The sequence below is a fragment of the Agriterribacter sp. genome, assembly GCF_035445465.1.
Classification (GTDB): Bacteria; Bacteroidota; Bacteroidia; order Chitinophagales; family Chitinophagaceae; genus Agriterribacter.
Genome location: NZ_DAOMQT010000006.1, coordinates 38,841 through 56,453, shown reverse-complemented (window position 1 = coordinate 56,453; position 17,613 = coordinate 38,841). Strand labels below are relative to the sequence as shown.

Genomic DNA, 17,613 nt, shown 5'->3' with positions numbered 1-17,613 from the left:
AGGTTACAGGGTGCAGGGTGCAGGGTGCAGGTTACATGTGGAACCTGAAACCTGCAACCTGAAACAAACCTATCATATCACAAATCCATCAGGCAGTATAGCGCCCTTTTTCACCACCACAATGCCATCTTTTACGGTATATAAAGGATGATCGGAATCGGGCATATGGGTTCCTCCGTTGATACGCACATCATTGCCGATCCTGCAATTTTTATCTATAATAGCATTACGGATATAGCATCTTTCCCCGATACCCATTTTTGGCAGGCCGCGTTGCGCAGCGCTCTTCATCTCTTCCAGCGTTTCGTAATAATCACTACCCATGATATACGCACTTACGATGGTAGAGCCGTAACCAATACGGGTACGGATACCCGTAACGCTATTTTCAATACGCGAAGCATTGATGATACAACCTTCCGCTATCAGCGTTTTTTCAAGTGTAGTGCCGCTGATCTTAGCCGGAGGCAACATGCGGGGGCGGGTATATACTGATTTTAAATTATCAAACAGGTTAAAAAGCGGTATGTCTTCTGTGAGCTCCAGGTTGGCTTCAAAAAAAGAATAGATATTTCCAATGTCGGTCCAATAGCCGTCGTACTGGTAGCTTACTACTTTATGCGTACTGATGGAATCCGGTATTATTTCCTTGCCGAAATCAGTAGCATCCTTGTGCACATCCAGCAACATATCAAACAACAGTTTGCGGTTGAATATATAGATGCCCATGGATGCCAGGTATATTCTCCCGGATTGCTGCATCTCACCACCGGTATCGCTTGTCCATTCCGGTAATAATTCCTTCTTTGGCTTTTCAATAAAAGAAGTTATGAAATGCTCATCATCTGCTTTAAGGATGCCAAACTCCGGGGCTTCCCTTGCTCCAACCGGGATGGTAGCAATAGAAATATCCGCCTCCTTATCAATATGGCTTTGCAGCATTTCACTGAAATCCATCTGGTACAACTGGTCGCCCGATAAAATAAGCACATGATCAAAATCCTGCTGCTGCAAATGACGGAGAGACTGGCGTACGGCGTCTGCCGTTCCCTGGAACCAGCCGTGATTATCCGGGGTTTGTTCGGCAGCGAGGATATCCACAAAAGCTTTACTGAAAATACTGAAATGATAGGTGTTTTTGATATGCTTGTTGAGTGAAGCAGAATTGAATTGTGTAAGCACATACATCCTGCCGATATCGGAGTTCAGGCAATTAGATATAGGAATATCTACCAGGCGGTATTTTCCGGCAATAGGTACTGCGGGTTTGCTGCGGGTGGCGGTAAGCGGTGAAAGACGGGTTCCTGCACCGCCGCCCAATATAATGGCAATCACACTCTTTTTCATAGTCAAAACAATTAATTATTAAAGAAATAAATTTTAAATTATTCTTTAGCCGGTTCATCCGCTGCCTTTGGAGCTTCTTTTTTTTCAGGCAACAATGACCCGTACAGCGTAAGATACTGCTGAACACTATGCTGCCAGCTAAAATCAAGACGCATCATTTTTTCTCTTACCTCACTTATTTTTTCTTTATCCTCAAATAAATCCACAGCCCGCCATATACTGTGCGTAATGTCTCCAACAGAGGCCCAGTTATATACGATACCATAGCCATCCTTTTCGCCGTAATCTATTACGGTATCCTTTAAGCCACCTGTTCGCCGTACCATGGGTATGGTTCCGTAACGCATGGCATACATCTGGTTCAGCCCGCAGGGCTCTACCCTGGAAGGCATCAGCAAGTAATCTGCCCCGGCATACATGAGATGGCTTAATGATTCATTATACCCGATATACACATTATAATCCTTTTGCGCCAGCTTTTGCAATGAAGCCAGTTGCGTTTCCACTTCCGGAAAACCACTACCCAATATGAGGAAATTCATTTTCCGGCCAATATAATAATAACTGTCGCTGATAGCCGCAGGCAGCATATCGGCGCCTTTCTCTCCTACCAGTCTTCCTATGAAAACAATCAGGGGCTTACTGATATCCAGATTAAAGGTTTCACAAAGCCTGCGTTTACTTTTCGCTTTACCTGCCGTAACCGTATCCACTGAAAAATGCTCCTGAAGATAAGTATCCTTTCCCGGATCCCATACCTCCGTATCTATGCCATTTAAAATGCCGGTACATTTTCCTCTTTCATATTCAAACAGCGCTTCCAGCCCATTGGCAGACTGGCGCAGCTCTTCTAAATAGCTCATACTAACCGTAGTAACTTTCCATGCGCATTTTATACCCGAAGCCAGGGGATTAATATTATTTTTCCAGTCTAACATTCCCCATTTCCAGCTATCCCATGGCGGAAGCAAATAGCTTTTATCCCATCCCATGATGCCCTGGTACTGCGCGTTATGGATGGTAAGTACAGTAGGAATTTCGTGTAAATGCTGGTACTTATAACAATGCTTAATGATAAACGGAATTAAGCCGGTGTGATGGTCATGTACATGTATTACATCGGGGTGGTGCGCCCATACCGCGATCCAGTCTACAACAGCTACCTGAAAACCGGTGAATCTTTCTGTATCATCATCGTATCCATATACCTTTTCCCTGTCTAACAACCCGTTGATATCTACCAGGTACAAATCAAACCCCAGCTTATTGGTTTGTTCTTTTATAACAGTATAATCAAACCAGTAATCGCCAATGTTGGTTCTGCCCTTATGTACAACGTCCCAAACATTATCGAGCAAAAACTTTGTTTTATACATAGGCATTACCACTTTGGCAATATGCCCCAGTTCGTTCTGGTATTTGGGCAGGGCTCCAACAACATCTCCCAGTCCCCCTGCCTTTGCAACCGGATAACATTCGGCACTAACGTGTATTATTTCCATCCTGTTTAAATTCGGTGAGCGGGTTCTTTGATTGAATATAGGAAGGTTTTTGATTTATACAAGCGTGAAAAGAAAAAAATATTATTTTGTATACAACGATGCTCATGCCTGTTGCGGCATGAGCATCGTTGTATATGCAGCAAAGGTTTTTAAAATCAACCTTATGCTTTTTTTGTTCTGCCAATCTTATGTCCTGATGTAGCGAAAAAATAAATAAATAAATAGCAGGGAACCATTATCCAGAATGCCTGCTGGAGCCCTATGTTTTCACCTAAGGAAGCCCACACTCTTGGAAGAATGGCGCCGCCCGCAATACCCACTATTAATAAGGCCGAACCGGTTTTAGTGAATTTGCCCAACCCGTCAATGGCTAAAGGCCAAATAGCCGGCCAAATAAGCGCATTGGCCAAACCCAGTAAAGCAATGAAGAAAACAGAGGTATACCCGGAAGTGAAAATGGCGCCCAGCGTAAACAGCAAACCAAGAGCGGCCGATAATTTCAGCGCCGCATTTTGTGAAATGTATTTGGGTATGGTAGCGATACCGATAATATACCCAACCAGCATGCCGATCATAGTATAAGTAGTAAAATGTTTAGCCACATCCAAACTGATACCAATGGAGCTGCCATATATCTGGATGATGTCACCGGCCATTACTTCTACGCCCACATACAGGAAGATAGAAATAAAACCCAGCCACAGGTAAGGATAATCAAAAATACTTTTACGCTGTACAAACGAAGCAGACGGGGCTACCCCGCTTTCCTCTCCTTCAGCCTTTACTTCCGGCAGGTGAGAGAAATAAATAAATATACCCAGCAATACCAGCACAACAGCAATTACAACATAAGGCATAATAACACGGGAAGCCAGCATATCCAGTTCTGCGGCCCTTTGCGCGGCATCCATGGTAAGCAGCTTCGCTTCCAGCGCGGAAGAATCTTTAAGTACAATGGCGCCGAGAATTAAAGGCGCCAGGGCGCCGGCCGTTTTATTGCAAATACCCATTACACTAATACGTTTTGCCGCGCTTTCAATAGGCCCGAGAATAGTAATATAAGGATTGGAAGCGGTTTGCAGTAAAGCCAGCCCGGTACCTATAACAAACAGGGCTATCAAAAAAACACTGAATGTACGGCTGTTTGCCGCCGGGATAAACATTAGCGCGCCAAGCGCCATAACCAGCAGTCCTACCATCATACCGTTTTTAAACCCGGTTTTTTTCAATACCCAGGAAGAGGGAAAGGCCATTACCGCGTAAGAAATATAAAAGGCAAAGGTTACCAGCACCGCCTCGGAAGTAGTAAGCTCACAGGCAATGCCCAGGTAAGGTATAAGGGTACTGTTGGCCCATGTAACAAATCCGAAAATAAAAAACAATGCTCCAATGATAACTATCGGGGAGAGAAAATTTTTACGGGCAACGGGTTGAAGAGTGATTGCTGTTGACATGTTTGATGATTAAAATTTCCCGAACTTAACAAACATATCGGGAATAGCAACCCCATTTATGATTTTTTTTGCTGCAAACGATTGTTATGATTTAATTTCACCACCTGTTCTTATATTTACCACCTCAACGTATAAAAATGGCTCAAACCAAGCAAGCTACCAACACAAGTGCACTGAGCATACTGGTGATCGTTTTCTTTTTTTGGGGATTTATTGCTGCGGGGAATGGTATTTTCATCCCTTTTTGCAAGCATTTTTTCCAACTCGACCAGTTCCAGAGCCAGTTAATTGACTTCGCTTTTTATGGCGCCTATTATATAGGAGCATTGGGTTTGTTTGTAGCATCGGCGGTAAAAAATAAAGATATCATGAATCACTGGGGTATGAAAACCGGTATCATATACGGTTTGCTGATCAGTGTGGCAGGCGCGGCATTAATGCTGCTTTCTTTTAACTTCGGCGGCTTCACAGGCGTTCTCGTCTCTCTTTTTATAATCGGGCTCGGCTTTTCACTGCAGCAAACCTCAGCTAACCCTTTTGCTATTGCCCTGGGCGACCCTGCTACAGGCGCCCATCGCCTGAACCTCGCCGGCGGCGTTAATTCTTTTGGCACCACTATTGGCCCTATAGCAGTAGCGCTTGCCTTATTCGGACATGCATCCATCAGTGAAACCGATATTGAAAACGCATCTATCAGCTCTATGAACTGGCTGTACATAGCCGTTGGCGCTTTATTTTTATTTTCGGCATTATTGTTTGCTACCAGTAAAAAGCTTCCCAATGTAAAAGAGGAAGACAGCTTTGAGCATGCACCCAAAGCTATGTGGCTTTTAATTGCTATTACCTTAGTGATGGTGGTGATATTCGGAATAATTTTTGCCAGCTACCGCGGGCTGGCTGTAAATGAAAAGCTACCTCCCGAAGTAAGCGTTCGTAATATGTGGCTGCTGGTAGCAGGATTGGTTTTTATGGTAATCAGCTTTTTTGCCGCCAATGCCAGCGCACAAAAGAAAGCAGCGGGATGGGGCGCCATGAAATACCCGCAGCTGGTGCTGGGTATGCTGGCTATATTTTTATATGTGGGTGTTGAAGTAACCATACAAAGTAATTTAGGTGAATTGTTAAGACATCCCGAGTTTGGGGGGTACCACGAAGAGCAGCTTGCCCCGTTTATATCTTTATACTGGGGCAGCTTAATGATTGGCAGGTGGACGGGAGCCATTACGGTATTCAATCCTACCCGTTCTACCCGAACCTTATTGTGGATCATTGTTCCTTATATAGCGTTTGGCGTTATCATTGCTGCAAACCTTATCGCGGGTAACGACTTCACCCCACTGTATGCCTACGCTGGTATTATCGTATTTCAAATTGGGGGCTTCTTCCTGGGTAAGGAAAAGCCTACCGAAACACTTATGATATTTGGCGGGTTGGGCGTAATTGCTATGCTAACAGGCTTATTTACTACCGGCACAACGGCAACCTACGCTTTTTTAAGCGGTGGTTTATTTTGCTCCATTATGTGGCCCAGTATTTTTGCTTTGGCTACCGCCGGACTGGGTAAATACACGGCACAGGGCTCTGCCTTTTTAATTATGATGATATTGGGTGGGGCTATTATTCCGCCTTTGCAGGGGAAACTCGCCGATATTCCGGCAGTTGGTATCCACCAGTCTTACTGGATACCCGTTTTATGTTTTGTTTATCTTACGTTTTACGCTTTCCGTGTAAAATCTGTTTTAAAATCACAGGGTATTGATTACAGCTCCTTAGATGGGGGTGGCGGGCATTAGCCTCATGGAAATACCCGCATTTAAGTATATAATTATTTATTACGCATGAAACAGGAATATGCAATTGGCATTGATATAGGAGGAACGAATACCGTTTTTGGCATTGTTGATCACAGGGGGGATACCTTATACCGTGGCGCCATTTCGAGCAGGAAACATCCCCTGGTGGAAGATTATATCCAGGAACTGCAGCAGGCACTCCAGCCTGCTATTGAGCAGGTAGGCGGTATAGAAAATATTAAAGGTATAGGCATCGGCGCTCCTAATGGAAATTTTTACAGCGGCACCATAGAATATGCCCCTAACCTGATATGGAAAGGCATTATCCCGCTTGTAAGTATGATAACCGATGCTTTTGGTGTGCCTGCAGCTTTAACGAACGATGCTAATGCCGCCGCAGTGGGTGAAATGATGTACGGCGCCGCCAAAGGGATGAAAGACTTTATTATGATTACATTGGGCACCGGGGTAGGCAGCGGCATTGTAGCCAACGGGCACCTGATATACGGGCATGATGGCTTTGCAGGGGAATTAGGACATACCATGATTATACCCAACGGGCGGCTGCACCCCGGCACCGGCATGCACGGATCGTTAGAAAGCTATGCATCGGCAACAGGCGTGGCCAATACTGCAAGAGAGTTTCTTGAACAAAGGCAGGGACAGGACAGCCAGCTCAGAAATTATCCTGCCGATGAAATTGATTCAAGAGTAGTATATGATTGTGCCGTACAGGGAGATCCTATAGCTAAGGAAGTGTATGAATATACGGGGATGATCCTGGGAATGGCGCTTGCCAATTTCGTTATGTTTTCTTCACCCGAAGCCATTATATTATTTGGCGGCATGACCAAGGCCGGCGACCTGATCCTTAAACCTACCAAAGAGCATATGGAAAAAAACCTGCTTCCTATCTTTCAAAATAAGGTAAAACTTATTTTCAGTGAGCTTAAAGAAGCAGATGCCGCTATCCTGGGCGCAAGCGCATTGGTATGGGATATAAAATAAGAAGGTAAAAATGTTAGTGGCAGGGGCTTACAGCAGATGGCAGGAATGTCAATATTCAAAAAAGTACCATGCCGGGGGCCGCGCTCCGGAAAAGAAACAAAGCCTGCTAATTCTATATTGATCTGCAGAACCGCCTTATGGCTTACCAGCACGCATTCTTTGATCACTTTTTTATATCCATCTTTTTCAGCGGATTTGCAATAGCCTGTTCAAATTCCCTGTAAATATTTTTTACGATGCCGGCAGCAGGAAGTATATCGCCAATAAGCGCACTTACCTGTCCTATCTCCAGCTCGCCCTCCTCCAGGCTGCCCTCAAACATACCGCGCTTCGCTCTTCCCCTTCCCAGTAGTTCTTCCAATGTTTCCCGCGCTGCTCCCCCGTTCTCCGCTTCCTGAACCTGCTCAAAAAAATTATTTTTCAGCAGCCTTACCGGTACCAGCTTTTTCATTAACAACATGGTATCGCCCTCTGTTGCATGTACAATAGCATTTTTAAAATTAATATGAGAAGAGGCTTCTTCACTGGCTACAAAACGGCTGCCCATCTGCACGCCTTCCGCCCCCAATACCATTGCCGCCATCATTTGCCGTCCTGTTGCTATACCTCCTGCAGCTATAACCGGGATAGTTATTGCATTACAAACCGCAGGTATCAATACCATACTGGTGGTTTCTTCCCTCCCGTTATGCCCGCCGGCTTCAAAGCCCTCGGCAACCACCGCATCACAACCCGCCGCTTCCGCTTTTTGTGCAAATTTGCTGCTGCTTACCACATGAACCACAATGATACCTTTGCTTTTTAATATACCCGTCCACGCTGCCGGGTTACCTGCAGAGGTAAATACTACCGGCACCTTTTCTTCTATTACAATCTGTATATGCTTTTCAATATCCGGGTAAAGTAAAGGAATGTTTACGCCAAACGTATGGGCGGTAGCCGCTTTGCATTTTTGAATATGTTCTCTCAGCACATCGGGGTACATGCTGCCGCTGCCTATTAAACCCAGCGCTCCCGCATTGCTTACCGCCGATGCCAGTCTCCATCCGCTTGCCCACACCATACCTGCCTGTATAATCGGGTAGTCAATTTTAAAAAGACGGGTGATGCGGTTGGAAAAAGAAGGCATGTCAGATGGAGTTAATTTGAAAATGTGAAAATATTGAAAATGTGAAAATGAAAAAATATGGGTGGGAGGTATCAGGAGATATCAGCGGTCAGCTATTAAGTTGAGGAACTGCTGATGATAGAATGAATGAAGAAGTGAGAAGTAAGTGTCTTGTGGCTGACAGCTCAGTCAAAAGCAATCCGGCAGGCTGTTATTCCCACCGGATTATTGTATACTGCGTTAAGTGTTAATTATTTCAGCTTTGCTACTTCTTCATCGAAATATTTTTTGGTAAAGATCACATCCGGCAGGTTGTTGTACCAGTTGGATTCGTGTTCAATGGAAAAAGTTCCGTTGAAGTTTTGTCTTTTGAACTCTGTAAAAACAGCAGGAAAATCTATCACACCCTTACTTACTACCGTATCTGCCGCATGCACATCATCAAAAGTTACGATGTCTTTTAAATGCGCGCCAATCAGGTGCCCGTCTAATTTTTTCAGGCATTCAACAGGGTCTAATCCGCTGCGTGCCCAATGCCCAATGTCGGCACAGGCGCCGATGTTGCTGCGGCCCTGTATAGCGGCAAGCACAGAATCGGGCGACCAGTATCCACTGGGTTTTGGATGATCGTGTATGGCTACTTTTATGCCGTAAATGCCACTCAGGCTGTCTACCACATCCCACTGGTCTTTTTTGGGCTCGGCTGTAATATAGCTTAAGCCAAATTCCTTTGCAAGTTCAAAAGCGCTGATCCATTCGGCCTGATCTGCGGGAGAAATTACGCCCATAGCAACAATATTGATGCCTTTCGATTGCAGCAACGTTTTTAATTGGGCGCGGGTGTCGGCCGACATTTCGGGCCCGAAATTACCTTTCAGATCACCACCTAAAGGTTGTCCGAAAAAGGCTTCAATGTTTTTAATACCTGCACTGTCTACCTTGTTTAAGGCTTCTGTGAGCGAAAACATCCTGAACGTCCACATTTGCACACCCAGTTTAAAGCCATCAACACTGCCCGTATTTTCTGTTTTGGCAGTAGCATCGGCATCGCTTGTGTTACTGCCGCTGTTACACGAAGTAACAGCGATCATACATAACAGGGATAAAAAAAAGCTGTTGATCAGTTTCATTTGTACATTTTAAAAGAGTGAATAAAAATAATTGGAATATTTACCGGTTCCCAACGGTTTTTAATTTGCTATACGAAATAGCAATCCTGTGAACGGGGCGGTAAATTACAAATTTGTTTAAAAACAGCCATAATTGAAATGGATACTTTTCATTTTGGCAAACTGCGCAACCAGTCAGAAAGCCAAAATATGCAGTTTATCGGCTAAATATGCAGTTCGTGGAATAATGAGATGGAAATGTTATCCACCCTTATAATTTTGCGTGCCCAATACGGGAAAATCTTATCAATCGGCCAACAAGCCTTCTTTTTAGTAAAACAGGTTGATATCAGTAATATAATATATAAATGATAATAAAGCGCTCATGAAAAAGTTAGTTTTATCGCTTTCTGCTCTTCTCTTCTCCATCGTATTGTATGCACAAACGCAGGTTATTACCGGCGAGGTGCGCGATGAGGCTTCCGGCCTCCCGCTGGAAGGTGCAACAATTATTATAAGGAGCATGGAACCCCTGCGCGGAACAGAAGCAGATGATAACGGGAAGTTTCGCTTTGATCTTGTGCCGCTGGGCAGGCATACGGTTGCTGTATCCAAATTGGGGTACGAAGAACGCATCATTGCCGATATAGTAGTAACCGCCGGCAAATCGGTGTTCCTGAATACTGTGCTTACGGAAGCTATCCGGCAGTTAGCGGAAATAGTGATTAACGGGGAGCAGGGAGCTAAGGCAAAAAATAAAATGGCGCTGGTGAGCGCCCGGTCTTTTAATATGGAAGATACCCGGAAGTTTGCCGGCGCCCTGGGCGATCCCTCTCGGATGGCGGCTAATTTTGCAGGAGTAATATCCGGCAACGATTCCAGGAACGATATTGTTATCCGCGGCAACAGCCCAACGGGTATGCTTTGGCAATTAGAAGGGCTGAATATTCCCGGCAATTAAGTCATTTTTTTTAAACGAATTATTATAACAGGAAAAATGAACTTTGACCTTGAAGACCGTGGCAAAACTGTAGCATAATATGAAATTGATAAAACGAACAATGATAGTTTTTTTTAGTATTACATTGCTGTTAATAATCGTAACATTTTTCTATATGCGTCAACCACAATTCGGAAAAGCACCGGGAGGCAAACGACTTGAACAATTGCTAAAATCACCCCATTACAAGGATGGGAAATTTCAAAATATTCACTTTACGCCTACTATAACCGAAGGTTATTCTATGACAGGAGTGTTGTACGATTTTATTTTCAGGAAATTTCCACGCACGAGGCCGACAGACAATATTCCGTCTGTAAAAACCGATTTAAAAAAATTACCAGTTGCCGAAAATGTGTTGGTATGGTTCGGGCATTCGTCTTACTTTATCCAGCTTAACGGTAAACGTTTTCTGATTGATCCCGTTTTCAGCGGTAACGCTTCGCCAATTTCTAATTCTAATAAATCGTTTAAAGGCACAGACATTTATTCGGCTGATGATATGCCCGGAATTGATTTCCTGCTCATCACACACGACCATTACGACCATTTGGATTATCCAACCATAATGAAATTAAAGCCTAAAATCCTGCAGATTGTTTGCGGTTTGGGCGTGGGCGAACATTTTGAATACTGGAAGTTTGATAATACAAAAATCATTGAGAAAGATTGGAACGAGCGTGTGGTGATTGCGGATAATTTTACACTGCACACGGCGCCTGCACGGCATTTTTCGGGCAGAAGTTTTACAAGAAATAATACGCTTTGGCTTTCATTTGTGTTACAAACACCCAATTTGAAATTATATCTTGGTGGCGATAGCGGTTACGATACGCATTTTGCTGAAATCGGGGAAAAGTTCGGAGGATTTGATCTGGCACTTTTGGATAACGGTCAGTATAATTTAGCCTGGCAAGCTATTCATATGCTACCCGATGAAGGATTGAAAGCTGCAAAAGATTTAAGAACAAAACGGCTGTTTCCTGTACATTCTTCTAAATTCAAATTGGCATATCATCCCTGGGACGAGCCGCTAAAAACCATTAGCGAACTCAATGAAAAAGCGTATCACCTTCCCCTGGTAACACCTAAAATTGGCGAAGTGATCTATCTTAACGACAGCAATCAGGTGTTCTCACAGTGGTGGAAAGAAATAAGATAAATGGAATACTGCCTGCACAAAGTTCTGCTGTTGCCATGCTGTACGTTCTCCATGCTGTACGTAGTCTGCAGACTACGTACCCAATATGTTCTTCCGGGACTGTGTCCCGGAAATAAAGAGCAGGTGGCCGGGAGGCGGCAACAAAGATGATTAGTGTAAGCCCGCAGAGGAGCTTTTATCAAAGCCATTGCAGGAAACTATGATACCCCTGCGCTGAACATCCGATGGGGGCTGATTTAAATAAATGAATAGGTTGAATAACCATTTCAGTTTGCACCCTGTATACTACCCAATATTCAGCTCATCCGGTTCTATAAATATAATTAACCGGATAAGAATTGAACCGTAATACCCCGCTTATATTGCTATGAGAACGGTATCCCTAAAAAAAGCCGTTTATAAACGCTTAGAAGCGTTTTAAACGGTTATAAGTACTTAAAAACAACTTATATTGCGTAAAGCAAAGTGTTACATGCCATTTTAATGCAACATCTAAAGTCCTTTTTAACTCTTCTAACGTCATTGGCTTTCTTGACTGCGTGCGAAACAGAGCGTACGCCAGAAACATTTTTATTACCAGAAAATTTCAAAGGTTTCTTTTATATCGTTTACGAGCAAACAAATGGACAAGGCAAGGTATTTGAACAAAACAGAAGAATTTACAACATTCCAATAACAGGAGTATTATTTACGAAATTTAAAAATGATTGGCGGAGTATAAAATTTGAAAATGGAACAATAAACCAACAATTTTACTTTGTTGATGACAATGGTAAAAGAAAAAGAATTAAAGTTCTTGACACAGGCGACTTCAATAATGAAGCGACAATCAATCTAAAGAAACAGCAATATTCAAGAGACAGCTTAGGTGTATTTTTTATTTCTGCAGGCACAATCAGCAACGGCAAGATTACATTAACGACTGACCAATATTATATTGGAAAATATAATGACTTGGCTAAAACAAAAGATTTTACTTTTCAACACATTGACAGTTTAAGAAACCACCTGACAAAAAGCGGCATGTAACAGGCTTGGCAAAAATGCGGGCAGACGGAATACGTTCTTCAACTTTTGGTTCTTTGTTCAGCTTTTGTTCCAGCAGACGAAACACAATCGGCAAAATCTATAACTTGTACTATAATTAAATAATCAACTTCGGTAGCCGGGCGGGACGGAACGCTATTATCCGCACTTCGCCAACCTGTACCGTTAGTAGATATTTGAAACTTAAAATTTACTAAATGAAAAATGTATCAAATGGACTTTTGATTTTTGGAGCTCTATTTATTACGTTAGGCTGTAATAAAGACGGTTTGACAAAAGCAACGCAAAAGGGAGCTAATACATTTTCTTGTAAGGTAAATGGAAAAGTATTTAAACCATTTTTTGTGGGCGGTTTATTTAATAGTAGCCCGGTTCTTTCAGCAAGAAACAATTCCCAATATAATTTTAGCATTTCTGCTAAAAACCAAGAAACTTCGCAAAGCGTTGCTCTTGAAAATCCTTACATTCAAAAGACCGGCATTTATAAGTTGTATGCCAATCACCCAAACAGGGGAATTTACTCAGGCAGTACTATTGAACCAGGTTGGTACACTACTGATAGCGTTCATGTTGGTGAATTAACCATAACTCGTTGTGACAATTTAAATCATATTTATTCTGGTACTTTCTTTTTCACGGCTAAAGACCCAAATACTGGTAAGACTATAAATGTTACTGATGGAAGATTTGATGTGAAAGAATAGAGTATAAAACTCCTATAAACAGCCGCTAACATTCGGTTTTGCACAAGTATGGTTGGACGGAAGTCTGCCTGGCTGATCGCTATCAGGCTCAGTTTCAGCAGACGAAATTCAACCGGCGAAGGTTTTAAATTCAATCATCATTTTTCAATCGGGCATTTGTAACCCATCTGGACGTACTTCAAATTCCGGCTTCGCAAATGCGTTTACGTTATCGGTCAGGCTAAAAGACGACACAACGAAATAAAACAGACAATAAGAAATAAAGAACAATGCGAAAATTATCACTTTTCATAGCGACAAATTTAGATGGCTACATTGCCAAGCCAAATGACGACCTTAGTTTTCTAAAATCAGTTGAAAAAGAAGGAGAGGACTATGGTTAGGACTAACTCAACTACATTACAGACGAAAGAAATAATGGTATAAGATACACCCGGTCAGACAAAACGCCGAACCGTTATTGAGCTATAGTTCCGGCGTGATGAACAACACCGGGCTTTAGACATAACCTCAACTTTTGTAACTTTATTGGGCTGCAGTTCGGGCTTGAACGTTTTCCAAATATCCGTTCTGCCCGGCAAGCTCTGCGGATTGTATTAATTGTTAAACGACCTTTCCCTCACGTGAAATCACCAAAGATCTGAAACGGCGGTTGAAAAAATATAAGATATGAACAATTCCAACACGCACCATGAGCGTATCGCAAAAATGATCTTCGCCTCGGTCTATCCCATGTATATCGAAAAGGTGGAGAAGAAAGGCAGAACAAAAGAAGAGTTGCACCAGGTGATAGCGTGGTTAACAGGCTTCGACAGCAGGAAGCTGCAGGAACTGATAGAAGAAAGGGTAACTTTTGAGACATTCTTCCAGCGTGCTTCGCTGCATCCCAATGCGCACCTCATAACAGGACTAATCTGTGGGTATCGTGTAGAGGAAATCAAAAACCCTTTAACACAGCAGGCCAGGTACTTGGATAAGTTGGTGGATGAACTGGCGAAGGGCAGGAAGATGGAGAAGATACTGCGCGGCTCCTGAACTGATTGTTTTGAAATTGATTCTTATTAAAATACGCTCATGATAAAATATACGCTCTTCTTCTTGTCAACCTTTGTAATGGATGCACAGGCGCAGGTCTGGGGCGTGCCTGAACAGGTAGTGATAACATCTAAAAAGGAGAAAACCCGGGTACACACCAATGAGAATGGAGAATTGCAGGTAAATGTATCCCCAAAGGATGCGCATAAATTTAAAGCTGCCGGCATGGTGCGCTATAGTGATTTCGGCGCCAGGGGCGATGGCAAAACCGATGATATAGACGCTATTGCTGCAACGCATGCATTCGCCAATCAAAACGAACTTGTAGTGAAAGCCGATAAAGGAGCCACCTATTACATAGGGGGCAAGAAGCGCACAGCGGTTATCCAAACCGACACCGATTTTGGCACTGCGGCCTTCATCATTGACGATACCGAAGTGCAAAATCGCAGTGCATCTGTTTTCATGGTCAGTTCGGCCCTGCAACCGTTTACACCTGAATCTATAGCTTCACTGAAGAAGAACCAGGAGAAAATTGATGCGGCTTTGCCCGGACCCTGTCTCATTACCGTTACCAACGCTCATGTAAAACGCTATATCCGATTTGGCCCGAATCAAAATAACGGATCTCCGCAAACAGACATCTTTGTTGCTGATAAAAGCGGCAGAGTGGATATGAATGCTCCGATTATCTGGGACTTCGACCAGGTCACGGCCATCACTGCTCTTCCAATAGACGGGAAGACACTGCACGTTACCGGGGGCCGTTTTACCACCATTGCCAATAAAGCCGAATCGAAATACACCTATTATAGCAGGAATATCGCGGTCAGGCGTTCCAACGTTGTTGTGGATGGCCTTGAACATCGCGTTACCGGTGAAGGAGACCATGGTGCGCCCTATAGCGGCTTCATCACTATTAGTGACTGCGCTTACGTAACGGTTAAGAATACCCTGCTCACCGGGCATAAAACATACAGTACCATTGGCGCGGCAGGGCAGCCCGTATCCATGGGCACTTACGACATTTCAGTAAGCCGTGCCCTCAATGTGTCATTCGTGAACTGCAGCCAGACAAATGATATCAACGACAGAACCTACTGGGGGATCCTGGGTTCCAACTACTGCAAAAATTTGCTTTACGACAAATGCACGCTTTCCCGCTTCGATGCCCACATGGGCGTTGCCAATGCCACCATCCGCAACTCCACCCTCGGACACATGGGCATCAATGCCATCGGCAGCGGGGTTTTAACTGTGGAGCATTCAACAATTAACGGCAGAACGCTCATCAACCTGCGCAGCGATTATGGCAGTACCTGGCAGGGAGAATTGTTTATCCGAAACTGTGTTTTTGTGCCCCAGGGAGGCAAAACAGCCAGTGCAGCGCTGATAGGCGGATCTTATTCCGGTAAGCATGATTTTGGTTATACCTGCTATATGCCGGAAAGGATCACCATTGAAAATCTCCGGATCAATGACGCTAATCATCCGGGGGATTACCAGGGACCGGCCATTTTTTCAAATTTCAATCCACAAATGACGGATGATTCCTACCACGAGCAATTTCCCTATGTGAAAACTAAGGAAGTTGTGCTCAAAAATGTGACCACTGCCAGTGGAAAGAGCTTAAGGATCAGTGACAATCCATTTATGTTCAAAGATGTGAAGGTAGTTACCGATTAAGGTTGCCCGGTGCAGCGAATACAAAAACTAATTTTGAAAAAGTTATCAGCTTGCTGTAAAATGCGGTACAACGAAATCTTACATTTCAAGAATTGAAAATAATGCGAGCGACATTCGCCTCTCAACGCTTATGCGTATAGTAAAAGAAGGTCTTGGCGGAAATCTAAAATTGAGTGTGACATACCGATGACAGTCATGAACCGCTAAAATCAGGTTGTGTCGCGCCGGAGTCTGCATTTAAGCACCGGGCATAGCTATGCGACCCTGGCGGGGGGTTCAACATTGCTATTTGCTAGCCCGAAAAGCATCACCTGCAAATTGACATTACCGGGCGGCAAAAAACTTTTTCAATTTTAGAAATAAATAAATAGGTTTGATAACCATAGAAAATGAAGGATTTTTTTAAAGAATTATTTGAATACAGTTATCACTTCAATCAAAGATTGTGGGACATTTTTAATGAAAATCCGGACAAAACTTCTGAAAGGTCAGTTAAGTTATATAACCACATTCTTAATGCTCACCAAATTTGGAACAACAGAGTTAATCCGATGCAACCGCCTTACGAGGTTTGGCAGATTCACCTAATTCAAAACTGTAAAGATATTGATAAGACAAACTACGAGCACTCTTTGCTCATACTCGACAAATTTGACCTGAACGACATTGTTAATTATAAGAATACCAAAGGACAGGTTTTTAACAATAGTATTCGCGATGCACTATTTCACGTAATCAATCATTCAACCTACCACAGGGGACAGATTGCAGCTGACTTTAGGCAAAACAAAATGGTTCCTTTTGTTACAGACTACATTTTTTACAAACGATGATTATGTGATAAATGAATGTCCGGACTGCATATAACCCTTTTATCACAAAATCCATTCTTATAACAGGAAGCAGCAGAGGGATTGGAACTTCCACAGCCTTATTACAGGAGTCCGTTAAATAAAGCCAGTTACCCACGCTGTACGAAGTCTGCGAACTTCGTACTCAATATGTTCTTCCGGGACTTCGTCCCGGAAGTAAAGAGCCGATGGCCAAGGGTAAAAAAAGTGATTAGTGTATGTTGCGCAGGAAGGCTTCATAAAAGTCCATTCGGTCAGCCATAAGGCTCCTGGCGCTGAACATTCGCCGGGACCTCCCCAACACGCGAAAGCCCGGTTGTGAAGACTCCATCGCGACAAATAGGTTATCTTCGCGTTCTCAAATAAATTTTATGTACTGGACATTAGAATTAGCAAGGCACCTTGACGATGCGCCCTGGCCGGCAACAAAAGATGAATTAATAGATTATACGATCCGTTCCGGCTCTCCCGTGGAAGTGATAGAGAATATTCAAACATTGGAAAGCGAAGACGATTCTTATGTATATGAATCAATGGAAGAAATTTGGCCGGATTATCCCACGCAGGCAGATTTTTTATTTAACCAGGATGAATATTGATTTTAATATCCATGCTGTACGTAGTCTGCAGACTGCGTACCCAATATGTTCTTCCGGGAATGTGTCCCCGAAATGAAGAGCCGATCGTCCAGAAACGGTAACAAAGATGATTAGTGTATGCTATGGTCATCACTCTGTCAGTTTACGCAGTAGTGATACTTGTCGTATTCAGCTACTAAAAATGTCGCATTTACACTACAATAGTATC

15 protein-coding genes and 1 pseudogene are annotated in these 17,613 nt (G+C 43.3%); 11 read left to right on the top strand and 5 right to left on the bottom strand.

All coding sequences use genetic code 11. The annotated features are described in order from the left end of the window. Positions 1-72: 72 nt before the first annotated feature. From PLE34_RS05025 to PLE34_RS05015, 3 genes are all read right to left on the bottom strand, one after another. Positions 73-1,347, bottom strand: coding sequence for a glucose-1-phosphate adenylyltransferase (locus tag PLE34_RS05025; RefSeq protein ID WP_324554693.1), 1,275 nt, complete (start codon positions 1,345-1,347; stop codon positions 73-75). 38 nt (positions 1,348-1,385) lie between these two features. Next, a complete protein-coding gene (locus PLE34_RS05020) occupies positions 1,386-2,849 on the bottom strand; it encodes a glycogen synthase (protein WP_324554692.1) in 1,464 nt (487 codons plus the stop codon). Positions 2,850-3,010: 161 nt separating this feature from the next. After that, a complete protein-coding gene (locus tag PLE34_RS05015; RefSeq protein ID WP_324554690.1) occupies positions 3,011-4,303 on the bottom strand; it encodes a sugar MFS transporter in 1,293 nt (430 codons plus the stop codon). A 137-nt stretch (positions 4,304-4,440) separates the two neighbouring features. On the opposite strand from PLE34_RS05015, the gene PLE34_RS05010 reads away from it, so the two are divergent. Together PLE34_RS05010 and PLE34_RS05005 are read left to right on the top strand one after the other, a co-directional pair. After that, a complete protein-coding gene (locus PLE34_RS05010) occupies positions 4,441-6,096 on the top strand; it encodes an MFS transporter (RefSeq protein ID WP_324554689.1) in 1,656 nt (551 codons plus the stop codon). Positions 6,097-6,141: 45 nt separating this feature from the next. Next, entirely contained in the window at positions 6,142-7,104 is a 963-nt protein-coding gene (locus tag PLE34_RS05005; RefSeq protein ID WP_324554688.1) for an ROK family protein, read from the top strand. Between the two features lie 163 nt (positions 7,105-7,267). Here the strand turns inward: PLE34_RS05005 and PLE34_RS05000 are convergent, their stop codons facing one another. Both PLE34_RS05000 and PLE34_RS04995 read right to left on the bottom strand, forming a co-directional pair. Then, positions 7,268-8,233: an NAD(P)H-dependent flavin oxidoreductase gene (locus tag PLE34_RS05000; protein ID WP_324554687.1), complete on the bottom strand. Its 966-nt coding sequence runs from the start codon at positions 8,231-8,233 to the stop codon at positions 7,268-7,270. 230 nt (positions 8,234-8,463) lie between these two features. Beyond that, complete coding sequence (locus PLE34_RS04995; protein ID WP_324554686.1) at positions 8,464-9,342, bottom strand: sugar phosphate isomerase/epimerase family protein; 879 nt, start codon at positions 9,340-9,342, stop codon at positions 8,464-8,466. 364 nt (positions 9,343-9,706) lie between these two features. Here PLE34_RS04995 and PLE34_RS04990 point away from each other — a divergent pair, with 364 nt between their 5' ends. The 9 genes and pseudogenes from PLE34_RS04990 to PLE34_RS04950 all read left to right on the top strand — a co-directional run bounded on the left by PLE34_RS04990 (position 9,707) and on the right by PLE34_RS04950 (position 17,405). Then, positions 9,707-10,282, top strand: coding sequence for a carboxypeptidase-like regulatory domain-containing protein (locus PLE34_RS04990; protein WP_324554685.1), 576 nt, complete (start codon positions 9,707-9,709; stop codon positions 10,280-10,282). A gap of 154 nt (positions 10,283-10,436) precedes the next feature. Further along, the gene (locus tag PLE34_RS04985) at positions 10,437-11,483 is read left to right on the top strand and encodes an MBL fold metallo-hydrolase (RefSeq protein WP_324554684.1); all 1,047 of its coding nucleotides are present in this window, start codon (positions 10,437-10,439) and stop codon (positions 11,481-11,483) included. Positions 11,484-11,966: 483 nt separating this feature from the next. Beyond that, positions 11,967-12,512 carry a DUF6843 domain-containing protein gene (locus PLE34_RS04980; protein ID WP_324554683.1) on the top strand — a complete coding sequence of 182 codons (546 nt, stop codon included), beginning with the start codon at positions 11,967-11,969 and terminating at the stop codon, positions 12,510-12,512. Positions 12,513-12,727: 215 nt separating this feature from the next. Continuing rightward, on the top strand, positions 12,728-13,234 hold the full coding sequence (locus PLE34_RS04975) for a Riean_0653 family protein (RefSeq protein ID WP_324554682.1): 507 nt from the start codon (positions 12,728-12,730) through the stop codon (positions 13,232-13,234). Positions 13,235-13,903: 669 nt separating this feature from the next. Continuing rightward, positions 13,904-14,269 carry a DUF2200 domain-containing protein gene (locus tag PLE34_RS04970; RefSeq protein ID WP_324554681.1) on the top strand — a complete coding sequence of 122 codons (366 nt, stop codon included), beginning with the start codon at positions 13,904-13,906 and terminating at the stop codon, positions 14,267-14,269. Positions 14,270-14,308: 39 nt separating this feature from the next. Continuing rightward, positions 14,309-15,955 carry a hypothetical protein gene (locus tag PLE34_RS04965; protein ID WP_324554680.1) on the top strand — a complete coding sequence of 549 codons (1,647 nt, stop codon included), beginning with the start codon at positions 14,309-14,311 and terminating at the stop codon, positions 15,953-15,955. Positions 15,956-16,013: 58 nt separating this feature from the next. After that, a pseudogene (locus PLE34_RS04960) lies at positions 16,014-16,145 on the top strand (helix-turn-helix domain-containing protein); the annotation flags it as partial. 199 nt (positions 16,146-16,344) lie between these two features. Then, positions 16,345-16,788, top strand: a complete 444-nt coding sequence (locus tag PLE34_RS04955) for a DinB family protein (protein ID WP_324554679.1) — start codon at positions 16,345-16,347, stop codon at positions 16,786-16,788. Positions 16,789-17,177: 389 nt separating this feature from the next. Next, a complete protein-coding gene (locus tag PLE34_RS04950) occupies positions 17,178-17,405 on the top strand; it encodes a DUF2795 domain-containing protein (protein ID WP_324554678.1) in 228 nt (75 codons plus the stop codon). Positions 17,406-17,613 lie beyond the last annotated feature (208 nt).

What these genes read in the sequence shown, in the direction of transcription:
- PLE34_RS05020 (WP_324554692.1), bottom strand. Translation starts at nt 2,849, where the DNA reads ATGGAAATAATACACGTTAGTGCCGAATGTTATCCGGTTGCAAAGGCA.
- PLE34_RS04965 (WP_324554680.1), top strand. Translation starts at nt 14,309, where the DNA reads ATGATAAAATATACGCTCTTCTTCTTGTCAACCTTTGTAATGGATGCA.
- PLE34_RS05015 (WP_324554690.1), bottom strand. Translation starts at nt 4,303, where the DNA reads ATGTCAACAGCAATCACTCTTCAACCCGTTGCCCGTAAAAATTTTCTC.
- PLE34_RS05000 (WP_324554687.1), bottom strand. Translation starts at nt 8,233, where the DNA reads ATGCCTTCTTTTTCCAACCGCATCACCCGTCTTTTTAAAATTGACTAC.
- PLE34_RS04975 (WP_324554682.1), top strand. Translation starts at nt 12,728, where the DNA reads ATGAAAAATGTATCAAATGGACTTTTGATTTTTGGAGCTCTATTTATT.
- PLE34_RS05025 (WP_324554693.1), bottom strand. Translation starts at nt 1,347, where the DNA reads ATGAAAAAGAGTGTGATTGCCATTATATTGGGCGGCGGTGCAGGAACC.
- PLE34_RS04950 (WP_324554678.1), top strand. Translation starts at nt 17,178, where the DNA reads ATGTACTGGACATTAGAATTAGCAAGGCACCTTGACGATGCGCCCTGG.
- PLE34_RS04985 (WP_324554684.1), top strand. Translation starts at nt 10,437, where the DNA reads ATGCGTCAACCACAATTCGGAAAAGCACCGGGAGGCAAACGACTTGAA.
- PLE34_RS04970 (WP_324554681.1), top strand. Translation starts at nt 13,904, where the DNA reads ATGAACAATTCCAACACGCACCATGAGCGTATCGCAAAAATGATCTTC.
- PLE34_RS04990 (WP_324554685.1), top strand. Translation starts at nt 9,707, where the DNA reads ATGAAAAAGTTAGTTTTATCGCTTTCTGCTCTTCTCTTCTCCATCGTA.
- PLE34_RS05010 (WP_324554689.1), top strand. Translation starts at nt 4,441, where the DNA reads ATGGCTCAAACCAAGCAAGCTACCAACACAAGTGCACTGAGCATACTG.
- PLE34_RS04995 (WP_324554686.1), bottom strand. Translation starts at nt 9,342, where the DNA reads ATGAAACTGATCAACAGCTTTTTTTTATCCCTGTTATGTATGATCGCT.
- PLE34_RS05005 (WP_324554688.1), top strand. Translation starts at nt 6,142, where the DNA reads ATGAAACAGGAATATGCAATTGGCATTGATATAGGAGGAACGAATACC.
- PLE34_RS04980 (WP_324554683.1), top strand. Translation starts at nt 11,967, where the DNA reads ATGCAACATCTAAAGTCCTTTTTAACTCTTCTAACGTCATTGGCTTTC.
- PLE34_RS04955 (WP_324554679.1), top strand. Translation starts at nt 16,345, where the DNA reads ATGAAGGATTTTTTTAAAGAATTATTTGAATACAGTTATCACTTCAAT.